The following is a 23,367-nucleotide window of genomic DNA, read 5'->3' as shown; positions in this document are numbered from 1 at the left end:
GATTGCTGGGCTGATCGGTGGTTTGTGACAACTGTCTGCTAATTGGCCGGAACATGGAACCTCTTCGGAGTGAATGCGGCAAGAGTTTCAGGCAGCCGTGCGTTTTGTGCCAGCGCGGGTCCCAGCGTCATGGCGTGGACGCCAGCGAGCGTGACGCCCGAATGGCAGCTCGTTACGAAGGCTGGGGGATCACAACTCGTCTGATCATAGATCGGGAAACCATCCGGGCTCATGACACGAAGCGCGGACCAGGTGCGCACCACATTGAGGTGTCGCAGCCGCGGAAACATCTGGATCGCCCGGTCCGCCATGACCGAAAGTACACCTGTGCCGGTGACGTTTTCGAATCCGGCATCTTCTTTGCTGTCGCCGATCAGGACTCCGCCTTCATTCGTCTGGCGGATTGTGACCATCGGATTGTGCAGGAAGGGAACGGTTTTTTCCGTGACGATCAATTGCCCGCGGCTGGGTTTGACAGGAGCCTCAAGTCCCACCATCGGAGCCAATCTGGCATTGCCAAGACCGGCTGCCAGAACCAGCTTCGCTGTCCTGATCTCGCCCCAGCCGCCTTTAACCCGGAAGCCCTCTGGCGTCCGCTCGATGATCTCGACCGCATGGGTCGGCCGGTATTCACTTCCCTTCATCGCTAAATAGCTATGGAGTGCGCGCATGAGCAGCAGCGGGTTTGCATGCCCATCAAGAGGGCTAAAGACGGCACCGACGACTTTGTCTCCGATATGCGGCAGGCGTCTTTTCACCTCGTCATGGTCAAGGATTTCGTACGGGAAGTGCGCGACATTCGGCTGACTGTGAAATTGCTGCAATTTTGTAAGCCGCGCATCCACCTCTTTCTGGGAGAGACAAAGAGTGAAACCTCCCGGCTGGCTATGCGCGATATCAATACCGGTCTCGCTGCGGAGAATCGCAGCAAGTTCGTTCCATTCCTTGGCGGATCGCTGTGTCCAGGCAGCGTAAGCGGGCATTGCCAGCCCTTTCGATTGCACCCAGACCAGAGCGAAATTACCGCGCGAAGCCCGAAAAGCGATATCTCCTTCATCAAGCAATATGACACTTTCGCCGCTTCGCGCGAGGCCAAATGCGATCGATGCACCTACTATACCACCACCAACAACGACGGTATCGGCCTCTGTCATCTTATATCGTAACACGTCATTTCTTTCAGTTTTTTGTAACTGGTAAGCTCAACGGCTTTAACGAAAGGAATAGCCCTCGCGCCATGTACCTTCAATGAGCTCGCCGCATAAGTCTATTACTTGGGGTTATAGTTGAGCAGCAATCAGCGCTTCTTGAATAGCGATGCCGATTGAAAGGAGATCGCGGTCGCACTTGTTATGGCCGACGAGCATCAAGCCTACCGGCGCCGTACCTGGCAAATGAATTGGTATGGACAATGCAGGTCGGTCGAGAAAGTTCGCCAGATTGCAGTTGCGCAGAATGAGTGCGCTCATGGCCTCGAAGGCTTCGGGCGTCTGCACATCGGCAATGGGTGGTGCGACGACAGGACAGGTGGGCATGATGATCGCATCAAAGCGGTGTGTTTTCGTGCAAACCACTTCCGTAATTGTCTGTCTCTGTCGGAGAGCGTCGACGTAGTCGGATGCACTGACTGTTGCGCCCTTCCGAAGACGAGCCAGAAAGATCGGATCGATCAGTTCCGGACTTTTGGCGACCAGATTCCGGTGAATAGCGAAAGCTTCGGCAGGAGAAATGCCTCCTCTGGCATTAATATTACGAATTTCCGCAATCTCGGGCAGAGAGAAGTGGGAGAGGCGAACACCTTGCTCAGACAGTTGTGACAATGCCACAGAGTATGCCCTCGCGACTTCGAGGGCCAGATCTTCCAAAGGTTCTCCCTCAACGATGCCAATATGAAGGCCTTTGACTGATTTACTACGCGGGTATGAAATAGGTATTCTATCGTCACCGGACATGGCGGCATTGAGGATGGCGCAACAGGAGACCGATTTCGCGATTGGGCCGACAGTATCCAACGAGTAGGATCTTGGAAAAACGCCTTCGAGCAGCGCAGGCGAAAATGTGGGTTTGAAACCGGAAATGCCGCAAAGAGCAGCGGGCGCCCGAATAGATCCGCCTGTGTCTGTGGCAAGCGAACCTGCACACATCCCATCAGCAACGGCGACAGCAGATCCTGACGAAGAGCCGCCCGGAATCCGTCCCGCGTGCCGGTCATAGGGATTGCTGGGCGTGCCGTAATTACGATTCAGGCCGATGCCTGAAAAAGCGAACTCCGACATGGTGGTCCGGCCAATAAGAATGGCACCTGCGGCGCGTAGTCGTCTGACAGGTTCTGCGTCGAACTTAGCCGTCGGCTCGTGATGACGTGCTACAGACCCGGCTCGCGTGATTTCACCGGCCACATCGAAAGCATCTTTGATCGAGATTGGAATACCGCAGAGCAGTAGCCGCTCGTCGCGCCATACAGCATGGCGGTCGATATGATCGGCAAGATCACGAGCGCGATCGTGCCACACAGTCATGAAAGTCCGACTACCCTCGCCACGAGGGTCATCGATCCGCTCCAGGGCTTCTTCGACAAGTTGTCGGGCGGTTACAGCTCCAGCGCGCAGATTGTCTGAGAGTTCCGCAATTGTCTTGTTGTGCAACACGATGACCTGCTCACTATAGTATTTGCGAAAGGAACAGCTTCGAGCGTGGATGTTGTGGGGTGGAGAAAAATGCCTCAGGTGCGTTTGTCTCCACAATCTGGCCAGCATCCATAAAAATAACCCTGTCAGCGACTTCACGCGCAAAGCCCATCTCATGGGTGACACACAGCATTGTCATTCCGTCGCTTGCGAGCGACACCATTGTGTCAAGCACTTCCTTGACCATTTCCGGATCAAGGGCCGAGGTCGGTTCGTCGAAAAGCATGATTTTGGGGTTCATGCACAAACTCCGCGCAATAGCGACCCGCTGTTGCTGTCCGCCTGAAAGTTGACCCGGATATTTATGCGCCTGTTCGGGTATCTTGACCCGCTGGAGATAATCCATCGCGACTTCCTCTGCATCACGACGGGACATTTTCCGTACCCAGATGGGGGCGAGTGTGCAGTTTTGCAAAATGGTCAGGTGCGGAAAGAGATTAAAGTGCTGAAACACCATGCCGACATCCCGGCGTACTTCATCGACTTTTTTCAGGTCATTCGTCAGCTCTGTATCACCAACGACGATTTTTCCGCGCTGGTGTCCCTCAAGGCGATTGATGCAGCGAATCATTGTTGACTTTCCTGAGCCTGATGGTCCGCAGATGACGATCTTTTCACCTCTTTTGACGGTCAAATTTATATCCGTCAGAACCTGAAACTTTCCGTACCATTTGCTGACATTGGAAAGTGCAACAGCGATGGGTGGCAATGCAGATTGCATGGTTTTGATCCTTGGAATTTGAGTGCGGCTCAGCCCGCTTTAGGAGAGAGACGCAAACGCGACTCGATAACCTTGACAAGCCCTGAGAAACAAAGTGCCAGTGTGAGAAAGATTATGCCGACCACCGTCATAGGCTCGGTGTAGCGGAAGGTCTCAGAAGCAATTTCAAGTGCGACCGACAACATTTCTGGTACCGCGATAATTGCGAGGTAAGGTGTCGCTTTAAGCAAGGACACAAAGTAGTTTCCCATCGGAGCGGCGACGTTACGAAGCATCTGAGGCGCTATCACGAACATGATGAGCTGCAATCGCGATAAACCGAGAGCCTTTGCTGCTTCAAACTGGCCTGCGGGGATTGAATCAATTCCCCCTTTGAATACCTCGGCAAGATAGCCGCTGTAATAGAGGCTCAAGGCAAGAACACCGACCACGAGCCCAGGCAATGTGAGGCCATATTCTGGTAATACAAAGTAAAAGAAGTATATTTGCACCAGCAGTGGTGTCGATCTTATGAAGTCAATCAGAAATCGCATTGTATAGCGACCCAGCTTGCTCGATCGCCGTACAATTTCCCAAAGAAAGCCAAGGGCCGCGGCGCCCATACATCCAATTATAGTGGCAAATAACGTAGTCGTTATGGTGCTGAGAATACGTGGCAGGATCGACAGTGCGAACTCAGGATCAAAGGTCATGGGAAACCTCACGTCCACGGCTCACCCGACGCTCAATCATCCGTCCGACGATTGTCGCTGGATAACACATCAAAAAGTATACGATCAGAAGAGCCGTGTAGATCTTGGCGGGGGCGTAGTGAATTTGAGACAGAGCTTTCGCAAGAAAGGTCATATCGGCCAGGGTAACCAAAGATACCAGCGATGTTCCTTTTACGAGCTGGATGAACTGGTTGATGAAAGTCGGCGTCATCGCCGCCAATGCCTGTGGTAGTTCAATCAGATATAAAATACGCAGGCGACGAAAGCCGAGAGCATAACCTGCTTCAACCTGTCCCGGATCGAGCGCCTGGAGGGCGGCACGAACGGCCTGACTGCCATAGCCGCCAATGTTCAGACCCAACACCATAGCTCCCACAGTCATGGCTGACAGATTGATGCCAAGACCAGGCAGGGAGAAGTAGAAGCCGTAGATCAAGATAATTACCGGGGAACTTCGCCAAAACTCAATGATGGACGTTACGATCAGCCGAGGAATGCCATTGGTGAAATGCTGCGCCACACCAAATACAAAAGCGAATGGAACCGCATAAAGCATACCGTACAACGTCACCTTCATGGTGACGTTGATGCCGACAAGAATACTGGCCATAATATCGAACAAACTCATTTTGGCTGTTCCGGTTCTGAACAAAGCCGATCGGCAGTCTTGTTAGGAGGAAGGTTGTCTTCTGTGAAGCCAGTGGCGAGGATGATCTTCTCCAGTTCGCCGCTCTCCTTGAGCTTCCTGAGTTGCTCATTGTATAGATCCCGCAGATCGATATCGTCCGGACGGAATGCAATTCCCGTAACCAACGCAACATCGTTGCCTTCCGCGTCTTTCAAAGGAACAAACGGCTTGGCTTTTTCGATCCCCTTCACGCTTGGATCGGACATGGTTGCGATAATCGTGGCCGCCGACATGATGACGGCATCGACACGCTTAGCAACGAGTGCAGACACCATTGACTCAACGTCTTGGAACTGTTGGATCTGGGATGTTGGCACACCTGCCTGAATAGCATGTGCCGCATTGGCTGACCCCCTCGCGCCAGCTAGCCTGATATCCGGATTGTTCTTGATATCCTCAAAGCCATGGATCTTCAACGGATTGCCGGCTGCAACAAGCAACCCATCCCCACTAGTGAGATCTGGCTCGCTGAAGATAACAGACTTACAGCGCGCTGGCGTAATAGCAACGCCTGCCGCCGTCATATCAAAACGACCGGCCAACAGGCCGGGGATCATCGTATTAAATTCGCCGATCACAAACTTTACGTCAGTTACGCCGAGGGGCGCCAGGGCCGCCCGAATGATCGAGGGCTGCAGACCTAAAACGTTGCCTGCTTGGTCGCGATAGCCCCATGGAACGCGATTGTGAATGCCGATGGTCACGCTCTTCTGCGACAAGATGCGTTCCTTGGTCGTTTCCGCCTGCGCGGAAGAGCAAGCAAGGCCGACCGTGATCGCAAACGTGAAAGCAGATGCGCCAAGTGTTGGATAAAGTCGTGTCATGATGATCCCCTGACATATTTTTGCTTAGAGACCGCGGTGTTGCGAGAACATCCTTGGTCTGGCAAAGGATCATAATATGCGAACCTGCGAGGGCAATTGACCGCGAGACAATGCTCTATAATCTGCGGTTATAGGCAGGGAGGGGCTATCAGATGAGATCGCGTTGGCTTTTTGCCCCTGTCGGCGGCAAGCTTCGTGCCTGCATCAGAGCAGCAGCCATGGCGTTCACGATACGTGATCTTTGCACGTCGGGCCTAAAGAGAAGGTGGCTCTTGAAATGAACATCAGGTGTGAATGGCCTAACTTCCAAGCCACGCTCGGAATATCCCTCGGCAGCAATCGGATTTGCTATGCCGACGCCGATACCTTCCAGAGCTAACGCACAGACGGTTGACGAGTTCGGGGTCTCAACGACAATCGACGGTACGGCTTCATGCTTTCTGAAAATGAGATCCAGCTCAGCGCGCGCACGATCGCCCGGTGCCAGAGCAATGAAAGGTTCGCGATGGAGAAACTCGGGTCTGATTGCCTTTTGGGAGGTCAACGGATGGTTGTGGGGGAGAACACAAACAGCTTTGAAACTGGCAAATCGTTGGTGATCGACACCAGTAAGATCGATTTCGTCTGCAGCCAAACCAATATCGAATTGGCCCTTCGCGACAAACTCTTTCACATTCGGAGAGGAATCTACGTGGAGCGTGACGCCAACGCCCTTATGTTCTTCCTGAAACAATTTGATTGCCCGCGGTATCAGAGTCGATCCCATCGCGGCCAGACTTGCAATACGAATATGTCCGGACCCGAGATCACGGATTGTGAGTGAGGACGCTTTAAGGCGATCCATTGCCAGGAACGCATTCGCTACTTCTTCAGAAAAGAGCTGTCCCTCTGGCGTAATCACCAGCCGGCCGCGGACCCGATTGAACAGCGGAAATCCGAGCGAAGCTTCGAGATCGGTAATTGAACGGCTAATCGCTGGCTGTGATATATCCAACAACTCAGAGGCTCGCGAAGCCGAGCCACCGCTAATTACCGCTCGGAAAATCTCCAATTGACGAAAGTTCACAAGCCTTCTGCTCCCCTTTTTTAGCGCAGCATTAGCAAGATTTTATGCATCCACCTATAACAAGATTGCATGGAGCTAGAACCCGTAGTCAATTGAGTTCAGTTCGCATCGGCGTTTTCTGTGGGGAGAGAAAGGTACCCTGCCGATGTACGACCAGACCAAGTGCGTTCACCATCCAATAGTTTCCCTAGAAGGCTATGTAAGCATCGGCGTAGCGACTTATCGCGCCTCGACCATTGTCTTTGACGACGCCCAGTCCTATGCGGATCGCCATACACGTGGACCGACCGGCTACAGTTACGGTCTTTACGGCACTCCGACGAGCCGCACGCTCGAGGCGCAACTCACACAGTTGCATGGCGGCGTGGGGACGGTCCTCTTACCTTCGGGGCAAGCTGCCATAACGAGCATTATGCTCTCGGTCCTTCGTCCTGGTGATCGTGTTCTGATACCGAGTAGCGTTTACCCGCCGGTGATGACGCACTGTGCGACTTACCTTAGAGAATTTGGCATCGACCATACAATATATGATCCGCTTTGCGGTTCTGGAATAGAACAGCTGATTGATTCTCGGACCAAGCTTGTCTGGGTAGAAAGCCCGGGATCGACAAGCCTTGAAGTACAAGACCTTCCAGCCATCGCGGATGCGTCTCATCGCGCGGGCGCTCTTGTTGGCTGCGACAACACGTGGGCTTCGCCTCTGTTATGCAAGCCACTTACTCTCGGTGCTGATTTCGTGGTGGAGGCCTTGACCAAATATGCCGGCGGTCACTCAGATGTGCTTCTGGGCTCGGTCACCGTACGCGACGAACCAAATGACACAAAGCTTCGCGACTGGTTACGCACGATGGGCATCGGCGTTTCTCCTGATGATTGTACACTTGTTTTGCGGGGGTTAGAGACAATGGGCGTACGGCTTGCGCATGTGGGGCGCGTAGCAGCCGATATCGCTCGCAAACTTGGTCGATCCACTGCTGTGCAGCGGGTGCTTCATCCCGCTTTGCCGGAACATCCTGGCAACGCCAGCTTTGTCAGGGATTTCACAGGAGCAAGTGGACTGTTCAGCGTTGAACTGAAGCAGCAGGCCGTTCCGTTACTCCCTATGGCGCTCGAGGGGCTGAAGTATTTTAAAATCGGCGCTTCCTGGGGCGGAACCCATAGCTTGCTGGCGCCGATTACACTCGCAGCAACGCAAAGTACGCGTTCTCGGTGCCAGAGCCGCACCTATCTCAGGATCAGTATCGGTCTTGAGGATCCTGATGACATCTGGGACGACCTGAATACGATTTTCTACCGGCTCGAGCGTCAGCTGCAAAACATCTCGCTCCCAAATAAAGACTAGTGAAAGGAAACAAGACATGACTGTCAAGCGACACGTCCAGACACCCATCATGCACCGCGTTGTCGAGGCTGCCGGCCTGATTTTCATCGGCGGTACAACTGCGGATGATAAAAGTGCGGGTATCGAGGGACAAACCAACCAGATTCTGTCAAAACTTGAGAAGCTTTTGCAGCAGGGAGGGAGCGACAAGAATCACGTTGTCCAGGCAACGATCTATCTCTCCGACCTGTCTCTCAAAGCTGAAATGAATGAGGTCTGGACCAGTTGGTTCGCGGCCGACAGTCTCCCTGCGCGCGCTGCCGTTGGAGTAGCAGAACTTGCAAAAGGCACCCTGGTCGAAATTACCTTTATCGCTGCGAAAGTCTGATCGAGACGCACCCAGCACCATCTGCAAACCGGTGATTTGCCGCGAATACGCATGTAAAGGAAGATACACTATGCTCGGAATCGGCGACAGGCTGCCTGAATTCGAAGTGACCGGGGTAAAACCCGGTTTCCAAACCATCGAAGAGAACGGAGTGAGCGCATTTGAGGCGCTGACGCGCGACAGCTTTCCTGGAAAATGGAAGGTGATCTTTTTCTACCCGAAAGATTTCACATTCGTATGCCCGACCGAGATTTCAGAATTTGCGCGGCTGGCAGAAGAGTTTACAGAACGGGACGCCGTTGTCCTTGGCGGTTCGACGGACAACGAATTCTGTAAACTCGCTTGGCGACGGGACCATCCTGACCTGCAGCGGTTGGCGATCTGGTCGTTTGCCGACACAAATGGGAGTCTTGTGGACGGACTGGGGGTGCGTGCTCCGGAAGGCGTCGCATATCGCTATACGTTCATCGTTGATCCAGAAGATGCGATTCAACACGTCTATGCGACCAACTTGAATGTCGGTCGCAATCCCGGTGATACACTGCGGGTTCTGGATGCCCTTCAGACCGACGAACTTTGCCCCTGCAATCGTCAGCCTGGTGGCGCAACCATCAGCGTTGCAGTGTAGGCAGGAAGTAACGGATGGCGCTCGAAAAACTGAAAAGCCAAATCCCGGAGTTTGCTAAAGACGTGAGGCTAAATTTGTCTCTTTTTGCCCAGGATGAGGCATTAACTGCTGCTCAGAAGGCTGGTCTCGCGCTTGCCTGTGCTATTTCTAGTCGCAATCAAGAAGTTCAAAAGGCTTGCAACGCTTATGCCTCGTCCGTTCTGGACGAGGCGGGTTTATCTGCGGCGCGAGCCGCCGCGAGCATCATGGCGATGAACAATATCTATTACCGGTTCACCCATCTTGTTTCGGACGACAGTTATTCGCGCATGCCTGCAGGCCTGCGTATGAATGTGATCGCCAATCCAGGCGTTCCCGCTGTCGATTTTGAGATCTGGTGTCTGGCGGTGTCCGTGGTCAACGGCTGCGGCCGCTGCGTGGATGCTCATGAGCAGACGCTGCGGAAAGCTGGAGTGGCTGCAAATGTAATTCATACCGCAGTAAGGCTTGCGGCCATCTTGCAATCTGCTGCAATCGCTCTTGAGGCCGCCTGACGATGGAACTGCATGAAGAACAGCAGCCTATCCGATACGTGTATTCTGATATCAGGCCTCTCACCAGTTAAATGCTGGAATGTTAATTTCCAAGCAATACCGCAAGCAAGAAAATAGGCAGTGATTACCGCTATGGAACAGACCTATCCCACGTGGCATCTCGATCCAACCGGTGAGGCGGTGATGGAAGATATTCACACGCCCTACTGGCGCCATTTCATCAACATTATTCTTGAACAAAACTTATCTGATTGCACGGTTCTGGATTTCGGCTGCAGCCGAGGCGGTTTCTTACGACTTCTCCACGACAGCCGGCCTTTTGCCAAAGGTGTAGGTGTTGATATCGCATCGACATCGATTGGCGACGCCAGCGAGTTGGCGGGAAAACGCCCCCTTAGCTATCATGTCACTGGCGATCCCAGCCAGCTTGGCGTGGCGTTCGATTTCGTCTTCAGTTATGAAGTGATCTACCTGCTCCAAGATCTTTCAGAGCATGCGCGGCAGATAAAGGACGTCTTGAAAGAGAACGGAGTTTATTACGCTGTTACTGGTTGCCATACTGAATCTCCGCTCTGGAACAGACGGAAAGAGGTTATTTCGAGCAACAGCAGCAGCCGGGTTCTCAGTTATTCGCCGGATGATTATATTGATGCTTTTGCCTCACAAGGTTTCAAGGTGACCCTTCGTCGCTTCGGGTTCAACGATTTCGTACCGCCGCCGGTCAATCGCAAATTCCACCCCAGTATAATGGATGCTTTAACTTACAATTCTGAGGAGAAAATCCTCTTCCGATTCTGCAAGAAATGATTCTGGCGGGGTTGGAGATCGTCCTGGACCGGGCGGCAAGGCGGGCCAGACCGCCGTCATCAAAGTCGATGCCATTCCGGAACCAGATGCGCAGCAGCTGGAAGGCGCGGCGGCCAAGGAGCTGCAGAGCATGATTCCAACAGGCAATGCCCAGCGCATGCAGAACCTCGTCTTCCCCGTCACCATTCGCCCGGATGTGACCCTCATCAACGTCGATGGCAAACCCATGCCGCTCTCCCCCGGCATGGCGGTCACCGTGGAGGTGAAGACCGGCAAAGGCCGCATTCTCGAATATCTCTTCTCGCCGCTCGCAGAAACCTCGTCACAGGCCATGCAGGAAAGGTGAGGGGAGATGCTATCGACCACAGTAGAAAGACAGAATTTATGGAAAACAGCGTCCATGGTACCGGTTGCCCAAGGATCAGGATTGGGTGAGTTTTTATCAGCGCGTGCGTAAACATCATGCCATGACAGTATTCGTAGACATTCCATTTGTGTTCGACAGGTCGAACTATCAAGGACAGCACGTGACGGTGGTTAAGGTGCAAATAAGGGCAGCTTATTTTCCTGCTGCCAGCGGCAATTTTACGTCCGGTTCTTGCGCGAGGCGGCCGATGATTGTTTGGTCTCCCTTATTCCCACTATTGCGCAAGATAACGCCCAAATCGGAATAGGTATGCAGTAAACTATTTCAGCGGCAGAAACAGTTCTGTAATCACTTCATGTGCTGATACCTCTGGAATGAACGACAGCCGGCGTTGGCAATAGATCGGGAAATCGCGTGCTGCTTCGCCGCTGATCGGAAGCCAATCCCGGTAAAGGTAGAGCGCAGCGGGCTCCAGATTGTTGGTATTGCCTGGATAACGCAATACCGCGCAACGCCCGCCAGGAATCACGCCGGCCTTCATTTGCTCATGGTTCGCCTCAATCGGCTGATCAGTACTGACACATAGATCCATGCTATAGTCGGCGGCGATCGCAGGCTCTCTTTCGGAGCGGAAAACCATGAAAGTAGGGTTTGTCTCCGGCGATAAGTTGTTCGCCTTGCTCCAGGCCCTGAATCGCCTGAATGTGTCTGCGAGTCTCGCCCGGTCGCCCCGATGCTGCATGACAGCCACCGGCGTGGCGGGGACATCTCGTATCGTTACGTCGTCGTGGTCAAAGATTATATGCATGAACTTGTTCCTTGCGTTGTCAAGCGGCCCCAAGGCCATAAGCCACGTCCCCCAATCGGGAGTTTTACGGAACGATGAAGGCGATTGCCCTAACCGTTGCCGAAATGCGCGGGCGAAGGCATCCGGTGCTTCGTAACCGGCATCCATCGCTATATCAGTGACGCTTTGAGCGTCTTTGCGGGCAAGCCGGTACGAAGCACGTTTCATACGGGTGAGCTGGACATAGCGATGCACGGACAAGCCAAACGTTGCCGTAAATTGCCGCTGGAAATGGAACTTCGAGAATGCCGCGATGCGGCTCAAAGTTTCCAAATCCAGATCGTCATCAAGGTGCTGATCTATGTGAATCAGCACCCGCTGCATTCGGGCGCGATAGTTTTCAGGTGCCGTCTTCATTGTCTCTTTCCCTGTGGCGACATTAGCTACGCCTTTCCGGGTATTTCACGCTCGACCGATCTTGCGATTTCAATCAGAGAAATATTCATTTTCCTGATGTCGTTCTGACAATCAGGTCAGTCTCATGGTCGGCGGGATAGAGCATTTCAAGTGCGATTTCCGAGATCGTCACGTCCACGGGTGTGCCAAAGATGGTGACCGTGCTGAAGAATGACAGAGGGCCAAGTCTGGTTTGGATACGCAACGGGATCGCAAGTGCGGAAGTGTGAGGTGAATGAGCCGCCTTCTTTGACGGTCTGTGCAATGTCTCGGCCTCCTTCAGCAGCTCGCACAGTCGAGGGTCGGCCGTCAGTTCGACCTCGCGCCGCAATCTCGTTAGGAGATGGTCGGCCCAGTCGTCGAGATTGAGGATTCGCGGCGCGAGACCATCGGGGCGGAGCGATAGACGCATAACGTTAACTGGCGGTTCCAGCAGCTCGGCACTTACCCCCTCATATAACTCCTGAAGGGCGGCATTCGACACCACCACATTCCACTGCCGGTCAATCGCAAAAGCGGGAAAGGGTTTGTGCGCCTCGATGGTACTTCCGATAGCAGACAGCAAAGGCTGGATCGAAGCATCGTGAAGCGGCGTTTCGTGAAAGACAGGCGCAAAGCCCACTGCTACCAGCCAGACATTCCGCTCGCGCAAAGGAATGTCCAATTCCTCTGCCAGGCGCAGCAGCAAGCCACGGCTTGGCGCGGCTCGGCCCAGTTCCACGAAACCCAGATGGCGCACGGATACGTTTACCCGTAATGCGAGAGCGAGTTGCGAGAGCCTGCGCCTGCGGCGCCATTCGCAAAGGTGCTTCCCGAAGCTTACGGTCGCTTGCAGCATCTCTATCTGACTTTCCTGTGATTGCGCGGATAATTGCTCATCCTGAAAATAGTACAGAGAATAGATCTCAAAAATCATCCTGAAAACTACCTTTCAGGTAGCTGACTTGATGCTTGGCATTGCCGCATTATCGGCTGGCTATGCAACTTCAGCGCAGGAAAAAGCGATATGACAACCGATCTTGATAAACTGGCGAACCGGTATGTTGCCGTCTGGAATGAGCCGGATCAGACGAAGCGCCGTAACGGCATCGAAAGGCTATGGGTGCAGGACGGTTTGCATTTCACGCCCACCCGAGAAGTTAAAGGTTATGACGCATTGGAAGCCCGGGTTGAGGAGTCCCATAGCAAGTTCGTCCGAGACCAGGGATTTATTTTCCGGGTGTCGGGCGAGCCGCTGGGCCACCACGGCCTCGTCAAGTTCTATTGGGTGATGGTCGATCCGCAATCGGATACTGTCAACGCCGTTGGCTCCGACGTCGTGCTGCTGGATGCAAGCGGCTGCATCATCTCCGACTATCAATTCACCGAACCGCTCTCGCGAGCCTGAAGAGGAGCGGCCCATGTCTATCACTTATATCATCACGTTTGATGTCGTCGCTCAGCAACGCTCCCGCTTCCTTTCGCTTCTTGAGGGCGTGCTCGACGCAATGAGATCGGAGCCCATGTTCCATGAAGCGGTCCTGCACAGCGATCCGGTTTCGAATTGCCGCTTCATGCTTTATGAGACCTGGGAAGATCACGACGACGTGCTGAATGTGCAACTACAGCGGCCTTACCGGCAGGCCTGGCACGAAGCGCTGCCCGAATTGCTTGAGAGAGACCGCGACATTTCGATCTGGAAGCCTGTCCGCTCGGATCGCGCGCGAGTCTTCCGTAGTGCGATCAAGTGATCGTTTTTTATGACTTCCAAGTTTGTACAATTGGCACGGATCGAATTTGTCTTGCATTTACTGGGGCGCCTACAGATGTTCATCGGCCATAGAAGAAAGAACTACTAACTTTGGAGGAGTCATGTTTCAGGTTGGAAAAACAATCTACCTAATGGTTCTGATTTCTTCCATCTGGAATGTCGCAATCCGTGCATATGCTGCTGAGGATATCAACAGCCCGCGGCATCCGATGCGGATTGCCATCGTGCGTGAGGCTGAACATCAATGCGATATATGCATTTGGTTCAATTGAACCCATGACACCTGCGTTCCTGGAGGGACAAGGCGAATTGCGAGCCCGTACAATTATTTGGGCCTCCACAAACCATTCAAGCCAAATCAGAATGTCGAGAAGGCTGTTGCGCGGGTTAAGCCTATGCTCAAAGATTTCTTTTCTGAAATGAACGTTGATCCGACCATCGTTGATCTTGCATATGCATCGACGAAAACGACCGATCTGACATCAAAACAAGCTACGGATTTTCGTTTGGTCACAGAGCCGGGTGACGTGTTCAACCTGATGGCGGTTGATGTTTGCAAGCAAGTGCCTTTGCCGGAGAATTGCACTACTCGTACCGGTAAATGATTTTCAAATGCCACGCTCAGGCTAAAGTTATGATGCCGTAAACTCGGTGCTGCAGTTCTATGGCCTTTTACACATGATGACGGTCATGTGAGCGTATGGTTTGGACAAATCTTGTCGTCGCCCGGTTAAGCGCAGTCAAGTTGTGTTAAGTTGGGTAAAATTCCACTGCCTGCGCGCGTTTGCGCCTTATGGGTGGTCGGCATGAATGACGGATGGAGTGTCATGAACAAGGTCCTCCTCATCGACGATGATGTTGAGTTGACGACGCTGCTCCAGGAATACCTGGTGGAAGAGGGGTATGACGTCGTGACAGGCACGGATGCTGGCACAGCGATTGCTGCCGCCGCGCGCAACTCGGTTGACCTGATCGTGCTCGATATCATGATGCCCCGGATGACCGGGATCGAGATCCTGCAACGGATCAGAAGGCTGAGCCAGGTCCCCGTGCTGATGCTGACGGCGAGAGGCGACGACGTCGACCGGATATCGGGCCTGAACCTCGGTGCCGACGACTATGTGACGAAGCCCTGTTCGCCAGGAGAACTCGCGGCCAGGGTGCGCGCGATCCTTCGTCGTGCGAACCAGCGTGCGGCCTGTGCGGCCACCGATACGTTAAGAGCCGGGCGGTTGGTGGTTCATCCAGGCAGCAGAACCGCCGAATGGAAGGGGCAGCCGCTGGTGCTTACCGGCACGGAGTTCGGCCTGCTTGAAGTTCTCGCTCGCAATGCCGGCCAGTTGGTATCGAAGCAAGAGATTTCGAAACGGGCTTTTGGAAAACCGCTGACCCCGTTCGATCGCCGCATCGACGTCCACATCAGCAGCGTCCGTCAGAAGCTTGGCCTAAGGGAAGACGGACAGTCATGTATCCAGTCTGTCCGCGGCCAAGGCTATCAACTCCTTTTGGATTGACATGCCCCGGCTGTTTAACAAGTTCTTTCTGATAATCTGGCTGACGCTCGCCACGTCTGTCGCAATCATAATTCTGACGCTCAACTTCTTTGAGACGCTTCCTTCCGCTTCGAAACTGGAACGTCAGAAGCAGGAAGTCGTCCTCAAATTGACTGAAAGCCTACTTGTTAATGACGGTGAAGATGCAGCCCGGGGGCTAGCTCGCGCAAGCGAGGGTGCGGTACCGGTCGGCCTCACGATCTCCAAGATCGCGAATCCCGGCGCTTGCGCCGATAAGAGCGCGGCGGAGACAAGAACAGTCCTGAAGGACGGGATTTGCTACCAGATATCATTGCCGCAGCAATACAGTGTTATTCCAGACACACTTGGTCCGCTCGTACCAGCGCTCGGTATTCTGATTTCGAGTGCGCTATCGGCGGCTGCACTCGCCCGATATTTGGTTCGCCCTGTTGTGCATCTTCGCGATGGCCTGAGCGCGCTCGCCCAAGGCCGTTTCGATGTCCGCATCGGACATAAGATGGCGGGTCGGAAGGATGAGGTTTCAGCACTCGCGCACAATTTTGATTCCAGCGCCGCTCTGTTGCAGGAATTGCAGGATGCACAGCAGAGACTTTTCCACGACGTGTCCCATGAATTGCGCTCCCCGCTGTCACGTCTGCAGGCTGTTGGGGGTGTCCTTCGGCAGAATCCGGCGAAACTCAACGCCATGCTGGACCGCATGGACCGGGAGATCGAACGGCTCGATGTGCTGGTGGGCGAAGTGCTGACTCTCGCTAGGCTAACAGCCAGTTCCCGTCTCCCGTTGAAGACACAAACGCTGGACGTGATTGATCTCCTGAACGAAATTCTGGGTGACGCAGCGTTCGAAGCTCAGAAACGCGAGGTTTTGATCACCACCAGTGTTGACGATAGTTTCCTTGCCGAGGTCGAAGGCGAGCTGATCTACCGGGCGCTGGAAAATGTCATTCGCAACGCCGTCAAATACACAGCCGAACATTCGCAAATTACCGTGCAATGCGCAACGACAGACGATCTCCTGAAGGTGTGCGTCGCAGATCAGGGGCAGGGTGTCGGGCGTGACGAACTCGAACAAATCTTCCAGCCATTCTCCCGCGGGAACGACGCGGTGGCGAAGGGCGGGTACGGTCTTGGTCTTGCGATTGCCAGGCAGGCCATCGAGCGTCACGGCGGGCGAGTCTACGCGTCGCTACCGGACGTCGGTGGCTTGGCCATCATGATGGAGATCCCCCGGCAGCCGGCAATGTACAGTCTGGGGAACGCCCTCGGCTGATCGCAAGTTTTACGCAACTTTACACTGCCTTTACCGCCATTAACGCTGGCATTGCTAAAGCTGAATCGTGATTCCGGTTCTTCAAATGCGAGAGAGTGGACCAATGTCAGTAACCACGGCGGTGTTTCAGCAAGGCAAGAGGGTGCGGTTCCTCTGGCTGGCCCTGCCAATGCTCTTGACGCCAATCCTATTGTCGCAGAGCGCTTGGCCACCAGAGACTGTTCTTCGCCAGGGCATAGAATTTATGGGCTCCTCATTTATCATCATATGTATCGCCGGGCGCTGCTGGGCATCGCTGTACGTAGGCGGACGCAAGAATAGACAACTCATTACGGACGGCCCTTATCAATTCACCCGCAATCCGTTGTACTTCTTTTCTTCGCTGGGGCTTGCCGGCATTGGCCTGACTTTCGGGTCATTCGCGATTGCGGCCTTCTATTTCCTGTTTGGGTATCTGGTATTTGCTTATGTCTCAGCTCGCGAATCGGTCGCTCTGGACGGGCTTTTCGGCGACGCTTACCGGGAATATCGCCACAAGGTTCCCGCCTTCTTCCCTCGCCTCAGACGAAGCGCCTGCAATGTCGCGCATCAGTTGCCTATGACCTTCAACCCTGTTGCACTGAAGCGTACGGCTATCGACAGTTCGTGCTTTCTCCTGGCAATCCCCGCGTCCAAGCTTATAGAGTCATTGCAATTGGCAAGACTCCTTAAGCCGGTATTGCATCTCTTTTGATAGCTGCTGTCCGCCTGGTGAAACAGTTTCGTTGAGCCTGCGTGCGGTTGTTGCCGCGCCATCAGGCCGGCGCTTCGGGACAGCCGGCGCTGTACACGCCGGCTGAAGACCGAGACAGACCGCAGGGTTTACCGAACTTTACACTGCCTTCACCGCCAATAACGCTGAAGCCGTTAAAGCTTGGGCCCGTGATCCCGGTTCAGGCGATTTGACAATGATCTTGAAGCTTCGACAACTTGCAAGGCGGCGGCGGGCAGCGCTCTGCGTGGCCCTATTCTCATGGTTGTCCGCTTGTACAAGTGTTCCTTTGCCCGAGGGAAACTCTCTCAGTTCCCATGCAGGAATGAGCCCATCGCGCGGTACCCTCATGCCAGCAAAATTGCGCGTGGATTCGACGGCGGTGCTTACCGCACAGACGGTGCGCATCGTACCGACCTCGACACAGATCGACAGTCGTGCCTTCGATCCCAACGACCTGGCGCTCGTCACCAATGCGATCGACCGCGCACTCTGCACTGATCTTAGCGATCGTTTCAAGATTGTGGCCATAAACCAGCCGGCGGACCTCATCGTCCACGCGACGGTTACAAACATCGTTGCGACGAACCGGTCAGCAGCGGCGACTTCCACCGTTGCTTCGCTTGGTGGTTCGGCAGCGCTCGGGATTCCGATTCCACGCCTTCCCATCGGCCTCGGCGGCCTGGCCATCGAGGCCGAGGCGGTCGGCGAGGATGGTTTGCAGAGGGCGGCAATGCTCTGGTCGCGCGGCGCTAACATGATCACGACAAGGGCCCGGGTGTCTGCTGTCGGGGACGCATACTCCCTCTCCTCAGCCTTCGCCACCGCCTTCAGCCGCATGCTTGTCACGGGCAAGGACCCGTTCAATAGAATGCTGGCGATACCGTCGATGCAAAGATTGCGGGCCTCGCTCGGCGGCGATCCGAAATACGATGCCTGCAAGGCGTTCGGAACGGCTCCCGGCATCCCGGGAATCGTCGCCGCCCGATTTGGTCTGCCACCCGCCTGGACCGACAAGGGTGCGGGATTACCCTCGCGGCGTGGCGCAGCGCATTGAGGTTGCCCCTGTTGCGCGCGCCTATCGGACAACTTCCGTTCTGCAACCGATTCCAATCTGGATTTTGAGGTCTTCGTTAGGGATGCCTGAAGCGAACAGGCACTACGAACCATCCTGGCCACTCCGCGCACGCAGCAGACGATTTTTGCCGCCGTGGCGGTGCATGCCCCCGGAAACCGGTCTACTGCATGGATAGTTGGGGATACTTGCGCTTCCGGCGCGGGTCGGTTAATACTGAACTATATGGTTCTGTATTTAAGTTCTACCCTCGATCTATCGTTTGCGGCGCTGTCCGATGCAACCCGCCGCGGCATCATCGATCAGCTGGGGCGAGGGGACGCGTCGATCACCAGTCTTGCGGATAAGTTCCAGATGACGCTGACCGGCATGAAGAAGCACGTCCAGGTTCTCGAGCGGGCGGGGCTCGTCGTCACGCAGAAGGTCGGACGGGTGAGAACCTGCAAGCTTGGGAACCACGGTCTCAAGGCGGAGGCCGAGTGGATCGAGGCGCATCGCAGGCTCTTCGAAATCCGCTTCGAAGCACTGGATGAAATCATCGGCGAAATGAAACGGGAGGACAGCGATGAACCAGAAAATTAGCAGTGCAGATGGTGTGCAGAACCGCACGACAGTCGAGCGCCGAGGTGATCGCGAACTCGTCGTAACGCGGATATTCAATGCGCCGCCGAGCATAGTTTACAGGGCGTGGAGCCAGCCCGGGCTGTTCCAGCGCTGGTGGGTGCCAAAATCGGTATCCGGCGTTTCGCTCGTATCGTGTGAAATGGACGTCTGTACCGGCGGCAGATATCGGCTGGAATTCGGTGCCGGTGGTTCGGACACCATGGCCTTCTACGGGAAGTATCTGGAGGTGGTACCGAATGAGCGCATCGTCTGGACCAACGATGAGGGCGAAGAGGGCGCGATCACGACCGTGACCTTCGAGGACCAGGGCGGGAAGACACTGCTGAATTTCCACGAAGTCTATCCATCCAAGGAGGCGCTTGAGGAAGCGCTACAGGGTTCGGCGGCCGCATTGCCGGAGCAGTTGGAACAGCTCGACCAATTGCTTTCCAGTATAGGCGGATAGCGCAGGTCGGGGGAAACTGGCCTTGAGGGAACACCCGCTTTTGGGAAGTGACTTCCCCAGCCTTTCTGGCCGGAGTGGGAGGCAAACCCCCAGATAGCCGCCAATCACCAACTATTTTCAATCGAACAATGGTAAGTTGCCCGTTCCGGTTGTTCGCGTCGAGGATTGGTGGGATCGCGTGCCGCTCATCGGAACTCGCCCCCGTGTCAACCGGTGAAGAGCATCAATCTTCGCCGCGCGCTTTCCAGCGCGTAAGCGCCTGTTCCGTCGCATCGCCGATCATCCCGTAGAATTCGGCCATTTCGGCGATGCGTCCTCGCGGGCCACCCTGTTCTGAGCGCTTGCGGAGAAGGTCGGCCAAGGCAGTGACCAGCCTGATCTGGCCGGTCATTATCCCTTCGTAATTGTCAGATGCTTCATAAAGGGCACGCTTGCTGCCCGCTTCGCCCCGGCGGCGCGCGAGGGTATATTGCTCGAGAAGACGTGCGGCGACGCTGGCACTGCTCTTGCTCATCCCAAGTTCGGCGGCGATGCAATCGAGGCTCGCCGGTTCGGGACGCAACAGCAGGTAACCATAGAGGCGCGCGGCGGTCTGCGGCACGCCCCAGGGAACGAGCAATCCGGCCACATCCTCGATGAAGGTATGATCGCGGTCAGCCAGACCTTTGTTTGACATATTCGACATATTTCGAATATAAAGAATACGCAGGATGGGGTCCAGACGAAATTTGCGGGCGCTGACATATCTATGCCCATCCGTTGCCGAGGCGTCGACAGGAGCAAGGCATGATCCGCTATGTGTTGCAGCTTCTGGCCTGGATGGTCTTCATGGCTGCCGTGATATTGTGGCCGGCGGGCACGCTCAATTATCCCGCCGCGTGGGTTCTGATCGCGATCTTCACGCTCGGCGGCGCGGCGATGGTTCTCTGGCTGGGCAAGCATGATCCGAAGTTGCTGCGCGAGCGCATGGCGTCGCCTGTGCAACGCGGGCAAAAGCCGTGGGACCGCATCTGGCTAACGCTCTTCATGCTCGGCTTCTGCATCTGGCTGCCACTCAGCAGCTGGGATGCGGCGCGCTCCGGTTTCACGGCGGTTCCTTTCTGGTTGCAGGCGCTCGGCGCCGTCTTCATTCTGATCGAGGGCGCCGGCATCTGGTGGACCTTTCGCGAGAACAGCTTCGCGGCGCCGGTAGTGAAGCTGCAAGAGGGGCAGCGAACGATCGATACAGGTCCCTACGCCATCGTCCGCCACCCAATGTATGCAAGCGCCTTGTTTCTGTTCCTGGGGGTACCACTGCTGCTCGGTTCGTGGCTGGGACTGGTGTTTGCAACTCTCTTTGTCTTCGCGATTGCATGGCGCGCCGTGCATGAAGAAATGGCGCTCCGCGCCGAACTCGACGGCTACGAGGCCTATGCAAAGCGCGTGCGCTATCGGCTTCTGCCGGGCGTCTGGTGATAACCACGCTTCGACCTACCACGCCGCGATACCCAGCAGTGTGGCGCCCACGGTCCGGACCGGATACTCCGCTGTCTTGATCGGGTTTCGATCTTCGCATTGCGAGGGATCAACTTGGGACCAGCCAGGGTTCGATGGCAAGCTCCCCCGCGCGGCAGCCATGTTCGTCCACCAGTTTCCAGTGCGCCAATGGAGCTGCGTTGTCGCCGCGCGTTGCAACTACTTGCTGTTACCCACACCGCCAGTGATTACAGGTGCTGGACTTCTTTCCCGCATTGCAGCCTTGGCTCGTTGGCATGCAAGCTTGTCGCAGCACGCATTGTTGGACTATTCATGCAAGAAACCCTGATCCTAGACTAAGGAATCATGGTGATACGTTACTATTGATCGCATTCGGTGCAAGCGTGAGCGCTCGATCGAAGAATGCCGGGACTTCTTCGCCGAGTTGCTTCAGAAATTCGGCGCGATCGAAGCCGGGCGGATTGGCGCTGATGTCGCCATCCAATGTCGGGATCGGTGCGCTGGCGGGATTCATGAATGCGAAGTGCCCGGCATTGGCGACAATGCGATAGGTTGCGCCAGGAAGGTTCTGCCCGATCCATGCCGCGTGAAAGCGTGGCGGCAGCCAGCGGTCCCTTTCCGCGGCATAGATCAGTGCCGGAACGGTGATGGTCTTCAGGGATTGCTCCGTGAACATGACGCCAACGGGTGCCATGGCAACGATTGCGCGGACACGCGGATCGGTGGTCGACTCGAGTACAAGCGGCGTATGCATGTGGTGAACGTCGCGGACCATGCTGCAAGAGATCGGGTCCTGCGCGGCGTCTTTCGCGCAATGCGTGCCCATCCGGGATAGATCGACCCGCCCTCCCGCCAAGGCAACCACCGTGTAGCCGCCGGCCGAATGCCCGGCGGCACCGATCCGCGGACCTTTGGCATCGGTCGCGATGCGGTCCTTCCATTCGGGATCCGCAAGCAGCGCATCAATCAGGCGCGAGACCTGGCGGGGCCGCTCTGTGAAGTAGGCGCCCAGTGGTTTTTGCCACAGCGAACCGTCTTGGTAATTGTCGCCCGGGTGACGCAGCGCCGCCACCAGATAGCCGTCCCGCGCGAGAGCTTCGGCCAAGCTGCTTTGGCCGAATTCCGAACCGCCTGTTCCGTGGCTGATCACGATGAGGCCTTTGGTCTTTGCCTCGGGAGCAGCCATGGGGGTCGCGTGGATCGTGAACGACCCCACCATGATTGAGCGCATGGGCTCCTGGGTCGGGTAGAACAGAGCGACCGGGATCTTCTCGGCGTTGATGTTGGAGGGCGGGACCTCGTAGAGCCGCCAGCCTGCCTCGGCGGCGCTCGCAGCGCCAAAGAGCAGACCCATTACCACCTGTGTGCTGCAGAACAGCAAGGCGGCCGAGTGGAGCCGCTTGGAAAACGCGAATGTCATTGATGCACCTCCTATGAACCGCTATCCTGTTAGCTAAGGGCAACCGAGCAGGTCGAGCCCGTTTTCGCGAACGGTAGGGTTTATTCGCCAGTGACCATTCCCGGCATCCTCCCGGCGGGTGCGCCCCTTCAATGGCACCGTCCCGCCGCCCTCTTGCTCCCGCTCGTCGTCGCGACGGCGCTCGCCGTAACGGGTGCGTTCGGCACCTATGTCAGCATGACGCTTGCGCTCCGCTTGTTGCATTTCGTCGGGGTTGCCATTGCCATCTACGCGATCGTCTTTGCGCTCTGCGAAATTGTTCAGCGATTTTGGTTCGGCGGCACATTGCCGTTTTGGGCGATGCTCGCCATTGGCGTCATCACGGCTCCGGCTGGCGGCTGGATCGTTCTCGAAGCCTTGGGCTTATCGGCGCCGCGCGCGCTTTCGCACGTCACCTATCCTGAGCTGACCACTCAGGTGCTGGTGTCCAACCTCGCGATCGGAAGCCTCGTCTGGACCTTGCTCCGGCAATCCCGCACACGGAGTGCCGCATGCGAGGCGCAGCGTCAGCCGCGTTCGAATTCCGGCCAAGCGTTGCGCGTGAAGCTTCCGCTCGGAATCCGCAACGCTGCTATCCTCGCCCTCAGCGCCGAGGACCATTACGTGAGAGTACGGACCGACCGTGGCGATGCCCTGATCCTGATGAATCTCGCGGCCGCGATTGCAGCACTCGGCAAGGAGGCTGGCGTGCGTATCCATCGCTCGCATTGGGTGTCGCGCCAGTTCGCTGAAAAGGCGTCGATGCGAGGCCGCCTGCGCGGCGTCCGCCTCAATGACGATACGGTGCTGCCGGTCAGCCGTTCGGGCCGGAAGCTTTTGAACGAGGTCTGGACGAGCTAGTGGACTCCGGCTGGAGTTACGGCGCTCTTTTGAGCATCGTCCTTGCGAGCGGCTGGAACGGGGAACCGGCATGCAATCGCTTGACATAATTTCGGTTCGTGCCAATTTACTATGCATGGGGATTGCGATCTCCCCACGAGGCGTCAGCCCAAGTAT

General features: G+C 55.6%; 27 protein-coding genes and 1 pseudogene. 17 read left to right on the top strand and 11 right to left on the bottom strand.

Annotated elements, in window-relative coordinates; genetic code table 11:
• Window positions 1-38: 38 nt before the first annotated feature.
• The 7 genes from ACTJJ7_RS23750 to ACTJJ7_RS23720 all read right to left on the bottom strand — a co-directional run bounded on the left by ACTJJ7_RS23750 (window position 39) and on the right by ACTJJ7_RS23720 (window position 6,699).
• Window positions 39-1,154, bottom strand: a complete 1,116-nt coding sequence (locus tag ACTJJ7_RS23750; RefSeq protein ID WP_440969030.1) for an NAD(P)/FAD-dependent oxidoreductase — start codon at window positions 1,152-1,154, stop codon at window positions 39-41.
• Window positions 1,155-1,280: 126 nt separating this feature from the next.
• Window positions 1,281-2,648 carry an amidase gene (locus ACTJJ7_RS23745; protein ID WP_158531352.1) on the bottom strand — a complete coding sequence of 456 codons (1,368 nt, stop codon included), beginning with the start codon at window positions 2,646-2,648 and terminating at the stop codon, window positions 1,281-1,283.
• 13 nt (window positions 2,649-2,661) lie between these two features.
• The gene (locus tag ACTJJ7_RS23740; protein ID WP_105734673.1) at window positions 2,662-3,408 is read right to left on the bottom strand and encodes an amino acid ABC transporter ATP-binding protein; all 747 of its coding nucleotides are present in this window, start codon (window positions 3,406-3,408) and stop codon (window positions 2,662-2,664) included.
• A 29-nt stretch (window positions 3,409-3,437) separates the two neighbouring features.
• Window positions 3,438-4,100 carry an ectoine/hydroxyectoine ABC transporter permease subunit EhuD gene (gene ehuD, locus ACTJJ7_RS23735; RefSeq protein ID WP_440969029.1) on the bottom strand — a complete coding sequence of 221 codons (663 nt, stop codon included), beginning with the start codon at window positions 4,098-4,100 and terminating at the stop codon, window positions 3,438-3,440.
• Window positions 4,090-4,749 carry an amino acid ABC transporter permease gene (locus ACTJJ7_RS23730; RefSeq protein WP_105734675.1) on the bottom strand — a complete coding sequence of 220 codons (660 nt, stop codon included), beginning with the start codon at window positions 4,747-4,749 and terminating at the stop codon, window positions 4,090-4,092. Before ACTJJ7_RS23730 ends, ehuD begins: the two co-directional genes overlap by 11 nt.
• Window positions 4,746-5,633: an ectoine/hydroxyectoine ABC transporter substrate-binding protein EhuB gene (gene ehuB, locus ACTJJ7_RS23725; protein WP_440969028.1), complete on the bottom strand. Its 888-nt coding sequence runs from the start codon at window positions 5,631-5,633 to the stop codon at window positions 4,746-4,748. Before ehuB ends, ACTJJ7_RS23730 begins: the two co-directional genes overlap by 4 nt.
• 148 nt (window positions 5,634-5,781) lie before the next feature.
• Complete coding sequence (locus ACTJJ7_RS23720) at window positions 5,782-6,699, bottom strand: LysR substrate-binding domain-containing protein (protein ID WP_130273031.1); 918 nt, start codon at window positions 6,697-6,699, stop codon at window positions 5,782-5,784.
• 145 nt (window positions 6,700-6,844) lie between these two features.
• Between ACTJJ7_RS23720 and ACTJJ7_RS23715 the strand changes: the two genes are divergently transcribed.
• The 6 genes and pseudogenes from ACTJJ7_RS23715 to ACTJJ7_RS23690 all read left to right on the top strand — a co-directional run.
• A complete protein-coding gene (locus ACTJJ7_RS23715; protein ID WP_440969027.1) occupies window positions 6,845-8,041 on the top strand; it encodes a trans-sulfuration enzyme family protein in 1,197 nt (398 codons plus the stop codon).
• 16 nt (window positions 8,042-8,057) lie between these two features.
• Window positions 8,058-8,408 carry a RidA family protein gene (locus ACTJJ7_RS23710; RefSeq protein ID WP_440969026.1) on the top strand — a complete coding sequence of 117 codons (351 nt, stop codon included), beginning with the start codon at window positions 8,058-8,060 and terminating at the stop codon, window positions 8,406-8,408.
• Between the two features lie 70 nt (window positions 8,409-8,478).
• On the top strand, window positions 8,479-9,036 hold the full coding sequence (locus ACTJJ7_RS23705) for a peroxiredoxin (protein ID WP_440969025.1): 558 nt from the start codon (window positions 8,479-8,481) through the stop codon (window positions 9,034-9,036).
• Between the two features lie 14 nt (window positions 9,037-9,050).
• A complete protein-coding gene (locus tag ACTJJ7_RS23700) occupies window positions 9,051-9,569 on the top strand; it encodes a carboxymuconolactone decarboxylase family protein (protein WP_440969024.1) in 519 nt (172 codons plus the stop codon).
• A gap of 132 nt (window positions 9,570-9,701) precedes the next feature.
• Complete coding sequence (locus tag ACTJJ7_RS23695; RefSeq protein WP_440969023.1) at window positions 9,702-10,376, top strand: class I SAM-dependent methyltransferase; 675 nt, start codon at window positions 9,702-9,704, stop codon at window positions 10,374-10,376.
• A gap of 64 nt (window positions 10,377-10,440) precedes the next feature.
• A pseudogene (locus ACTJJ7_RS23690) lies at window positions 10,441-10,722 on the top strand (HlyD family type I secretion periplasmic adaptor subunit); the annotation flags it as partial.
• Between the two features lie 340 nt (window positions 10,723-11,062).
• On the opposite strand, the gene ACTJJ7_RS23685 reads toward ACTJJ7_RS23690, so the two are convergent.
• Both ACTJJ7_RS23685 and ACTJJ7_RS23680 read right to left on the bottom strand, forming a co-directional pair.
• Window positions 11,063-11,947, bottom strand: coding sequence for an AraC family transcriptional regulator (locus ACTJJ7_RS23685; protein ID WP_440969022.1), 885 nt, complete (start codon window positions 11,945-11,947; stop codon window positions 11,063-11,065).
• Window positions 11,948-12,032: 85 nt separating this feature from the next.
• Window positions 12,033-12,824: a helix-turn-helix domain-containing protein gene (locus ACTJJ7_RS23680; RefSeq protein WP_440969047.1), complete on the bottom strand. Its 792-nt coding sequence runs from the start codon at window positions 12,822-12,824 to the stop codon at window positions 12,033-12,035.
• A 168-nt stretch (window positions 12,825-12,992) separates the two neighbouring features.
• Here ACTJJ7_RS23680 and ACTJJ7_RS23675 point away from each other — a divergent pair, with 168 nt between their 5' ends.
• The 9 genes from ACTJJ7_RS23675 to ACTJJ7_RS23635 all read left to right on the top strand — a co-directional run bounded on the left by ACTJJ7_RS23675 (window position 12,993) and on the right by ACTJJ7_RS23635 (window position 19,436).
• Window positions 12,993-13,373 (top strand): hypothetical protein, encoded by a 381-nt coding sequence (locus ACTJJ7_RS23675; protein ID WP_440969021.1) that lies wholly within the window; start codon window positions 12,993-12,995, stop codon window positions 13,371-13,373.
• Between the two features lie 13 nt (window positions 13,374-13,386).
• Complete coding sequence (locus ACTJJ7_RS23670) at window positions 13,387-13,716, top strand: putative quinol monooxygenase (RefSeq protein ID WP_105734685.1); 330 nt, start codon at window positions 13,387-13,389, stop codon at window positions 13,714-13,716.
• A 415-nt stretch (window positions 13,717-14,131) separates the two neighbouring features.
• Entirely contained in the window at window positions 14,132-14,341 is a 210-nt protein-coding gene (locus ACTJJ7_RS23665; protein WP_130273027.1) for a hypothetical protein, read from the top strand.
• 222 nt (window positions 14,342-14,563) lie between these two features.
• The gene (locus ACTJJ7_RS23660) at window positions 14,564-15,250 is read left to right on the top strand and encodes a response regulator (RefSeq protein ID WP_440969020.1); all 687 of its coding nucleotides are present in this window, start codon (window positions 14,564-14,566) and stop codon (window positions 15,248-15,250) included.
• A gap of 1 nt (window position 15,251) precedes the next feature.
• The gene (locus ACTJJ7_RS23655) at window positions 15,252-16,541 is read left to right on the top strand and encodes a HAMP domain-containing sensor histidine kinase (RefSeq protein ID WP_440969019.1); all 1,290 of its coding nucleotides are present in this window, start codon (window positions 15,252-15,254) and stop codon (window positions 16,539-16,541) included.
• A 103-nt stretch (window positions 16,542-16,644) separates the two neighbouring features.
• Window positions 16,645-17,274 carry a methyltransferase family protein gene (locus tag ACTJJ7_RS23650; RefSeq protein ID WP_440969018.1) on the top strand — a complete coding sequence of 210 codons (630 nt, stop codon included), beginning with the start codon at window positions 16,645-16,647 and terminating at the stop codon, window positions 17,272-17,274.
• 214 nt (window positions 17,275-17,488) lie between these two features.
• The gene (locus tag ACTJJ7_RS23645) at window positions 17,489-18,349 is read left to right on the top strand and encodes a DUF3313 domain-containing protein (protein WP_440969017.1); all 861 of its coding nucleotides are present in this window, start codon (window positions 17,489-17,491) and stop codon (window positions 18,347-18,349) included.
• Between the two features lie 243 nt (window positions 18,350-18,592).
• Window positions 18,593-18,949: an ArsR/SmtB family transcription factor gene (locus tag ACTJJ7_RS23640; protein ID WP_105734689.1), complete on the top strand. Its 357-nt coding sequence runs from the start codon at window positions 18,593-18,595 to the stop codon at window positions 18,947-18,949.
• Window positions 18,933-19,436 (top strand): SRPBCC family protein, encoded by a 504-nt coding sequence (locus ACTJJ7_RS23635; protein ID WP_440969016.1) that lies wholly within the window; start codon window positions 18,933-18,935, stop codon window positions 19,434-19,436. Before ACTJJ7_RS23640 ends, ACTJJ7_RS23635 begins: the two co-directional genes overlap by 17 nt.
• 223 nt (window positions 19,437-19,659) lie before the next feature.
• Here ACTJJ7_RS23635 and ACTJJ7_RS23630 read toward each other — a convergent pair whose 3' ends face one another.
• On the bottom strand, window positions 19,660-20,112 hold the full coding sequence (locus ACTJJ7_RS23630) for a GbsR/MarR family transcriptional regulator (protein WP_440969015.1): 453 nt from the start codon (window positions 20,110-20,112) through the stop codon (window positions 19,660-19,662).
• Window positions 20,113-20,222: 110 nt separating this feature from the next.
• On the opposite strand from ACTJJ7_RS23630, the gene ACTJJ7_RS23625 reads away from it, so the two are divergent.
• A complete protein-coding gene (locus ACTJJ7_RS23625) occupies window positions 20,223-20,891 on the top strand; it encodes a methyltransferase family protein (RefSeq protein ID WP_105734691.1) in 669 nt (222 codons plus the stop codon).
• 364 nt (window positions 20,892-21,255) lie between these two features.
• Here the strand turns inward: ACTJJ7_RS23625 and ACTJJ7_RS23620 are convergent, their stop codons facing one another.
• A complete protein-coding gene (locus ACTJJ7_RS23620; RefSeq protein WP_440969014.1) occupies window positions 21,256-22,332 on the bottom strand; it encodes an alpha/beta hydrolase family protein in 1,077 nt (358 codons plus the stop codon).
• 90 nt (window positions 22,333-22,422) lie between these two features.
• Between ACTJJ7_RS23620 and ACTJJ7_RS23615 the strand changes: the two genes are divergently transcribed.
• Window positions 22,423-23,211 carry a LytTR family transcriptional regulator DNA-binding domain-containing protein gene (locus ACTJJ7_RS23615; protein ID WP_440969013.1) on the top strand — a complete coding sequence of 263 codons (789 nt, stop codon included), beginning with the start codon at window positions 22,423-22,425 and terminating at the stop codon, window positions 23,209-23,211.
• Window positions 23,212-23,367: the final 156 nt, after the last annotated feature.

It is taken from the genome of Phyllobacterium sp. 22229 (genome assembly GCF_052056495.1).
GTDB classification, from domain to species: Bacteria; Pseudomonadota; Alphaproteobacteria; order Rhizobiales; family Rhizobiaceae; genus Phyllobacterium; species Phyllobacterium myrsinacearum.
This window is presented reverse-complemented; position numbering and strand designations above follow the sequence as displayed.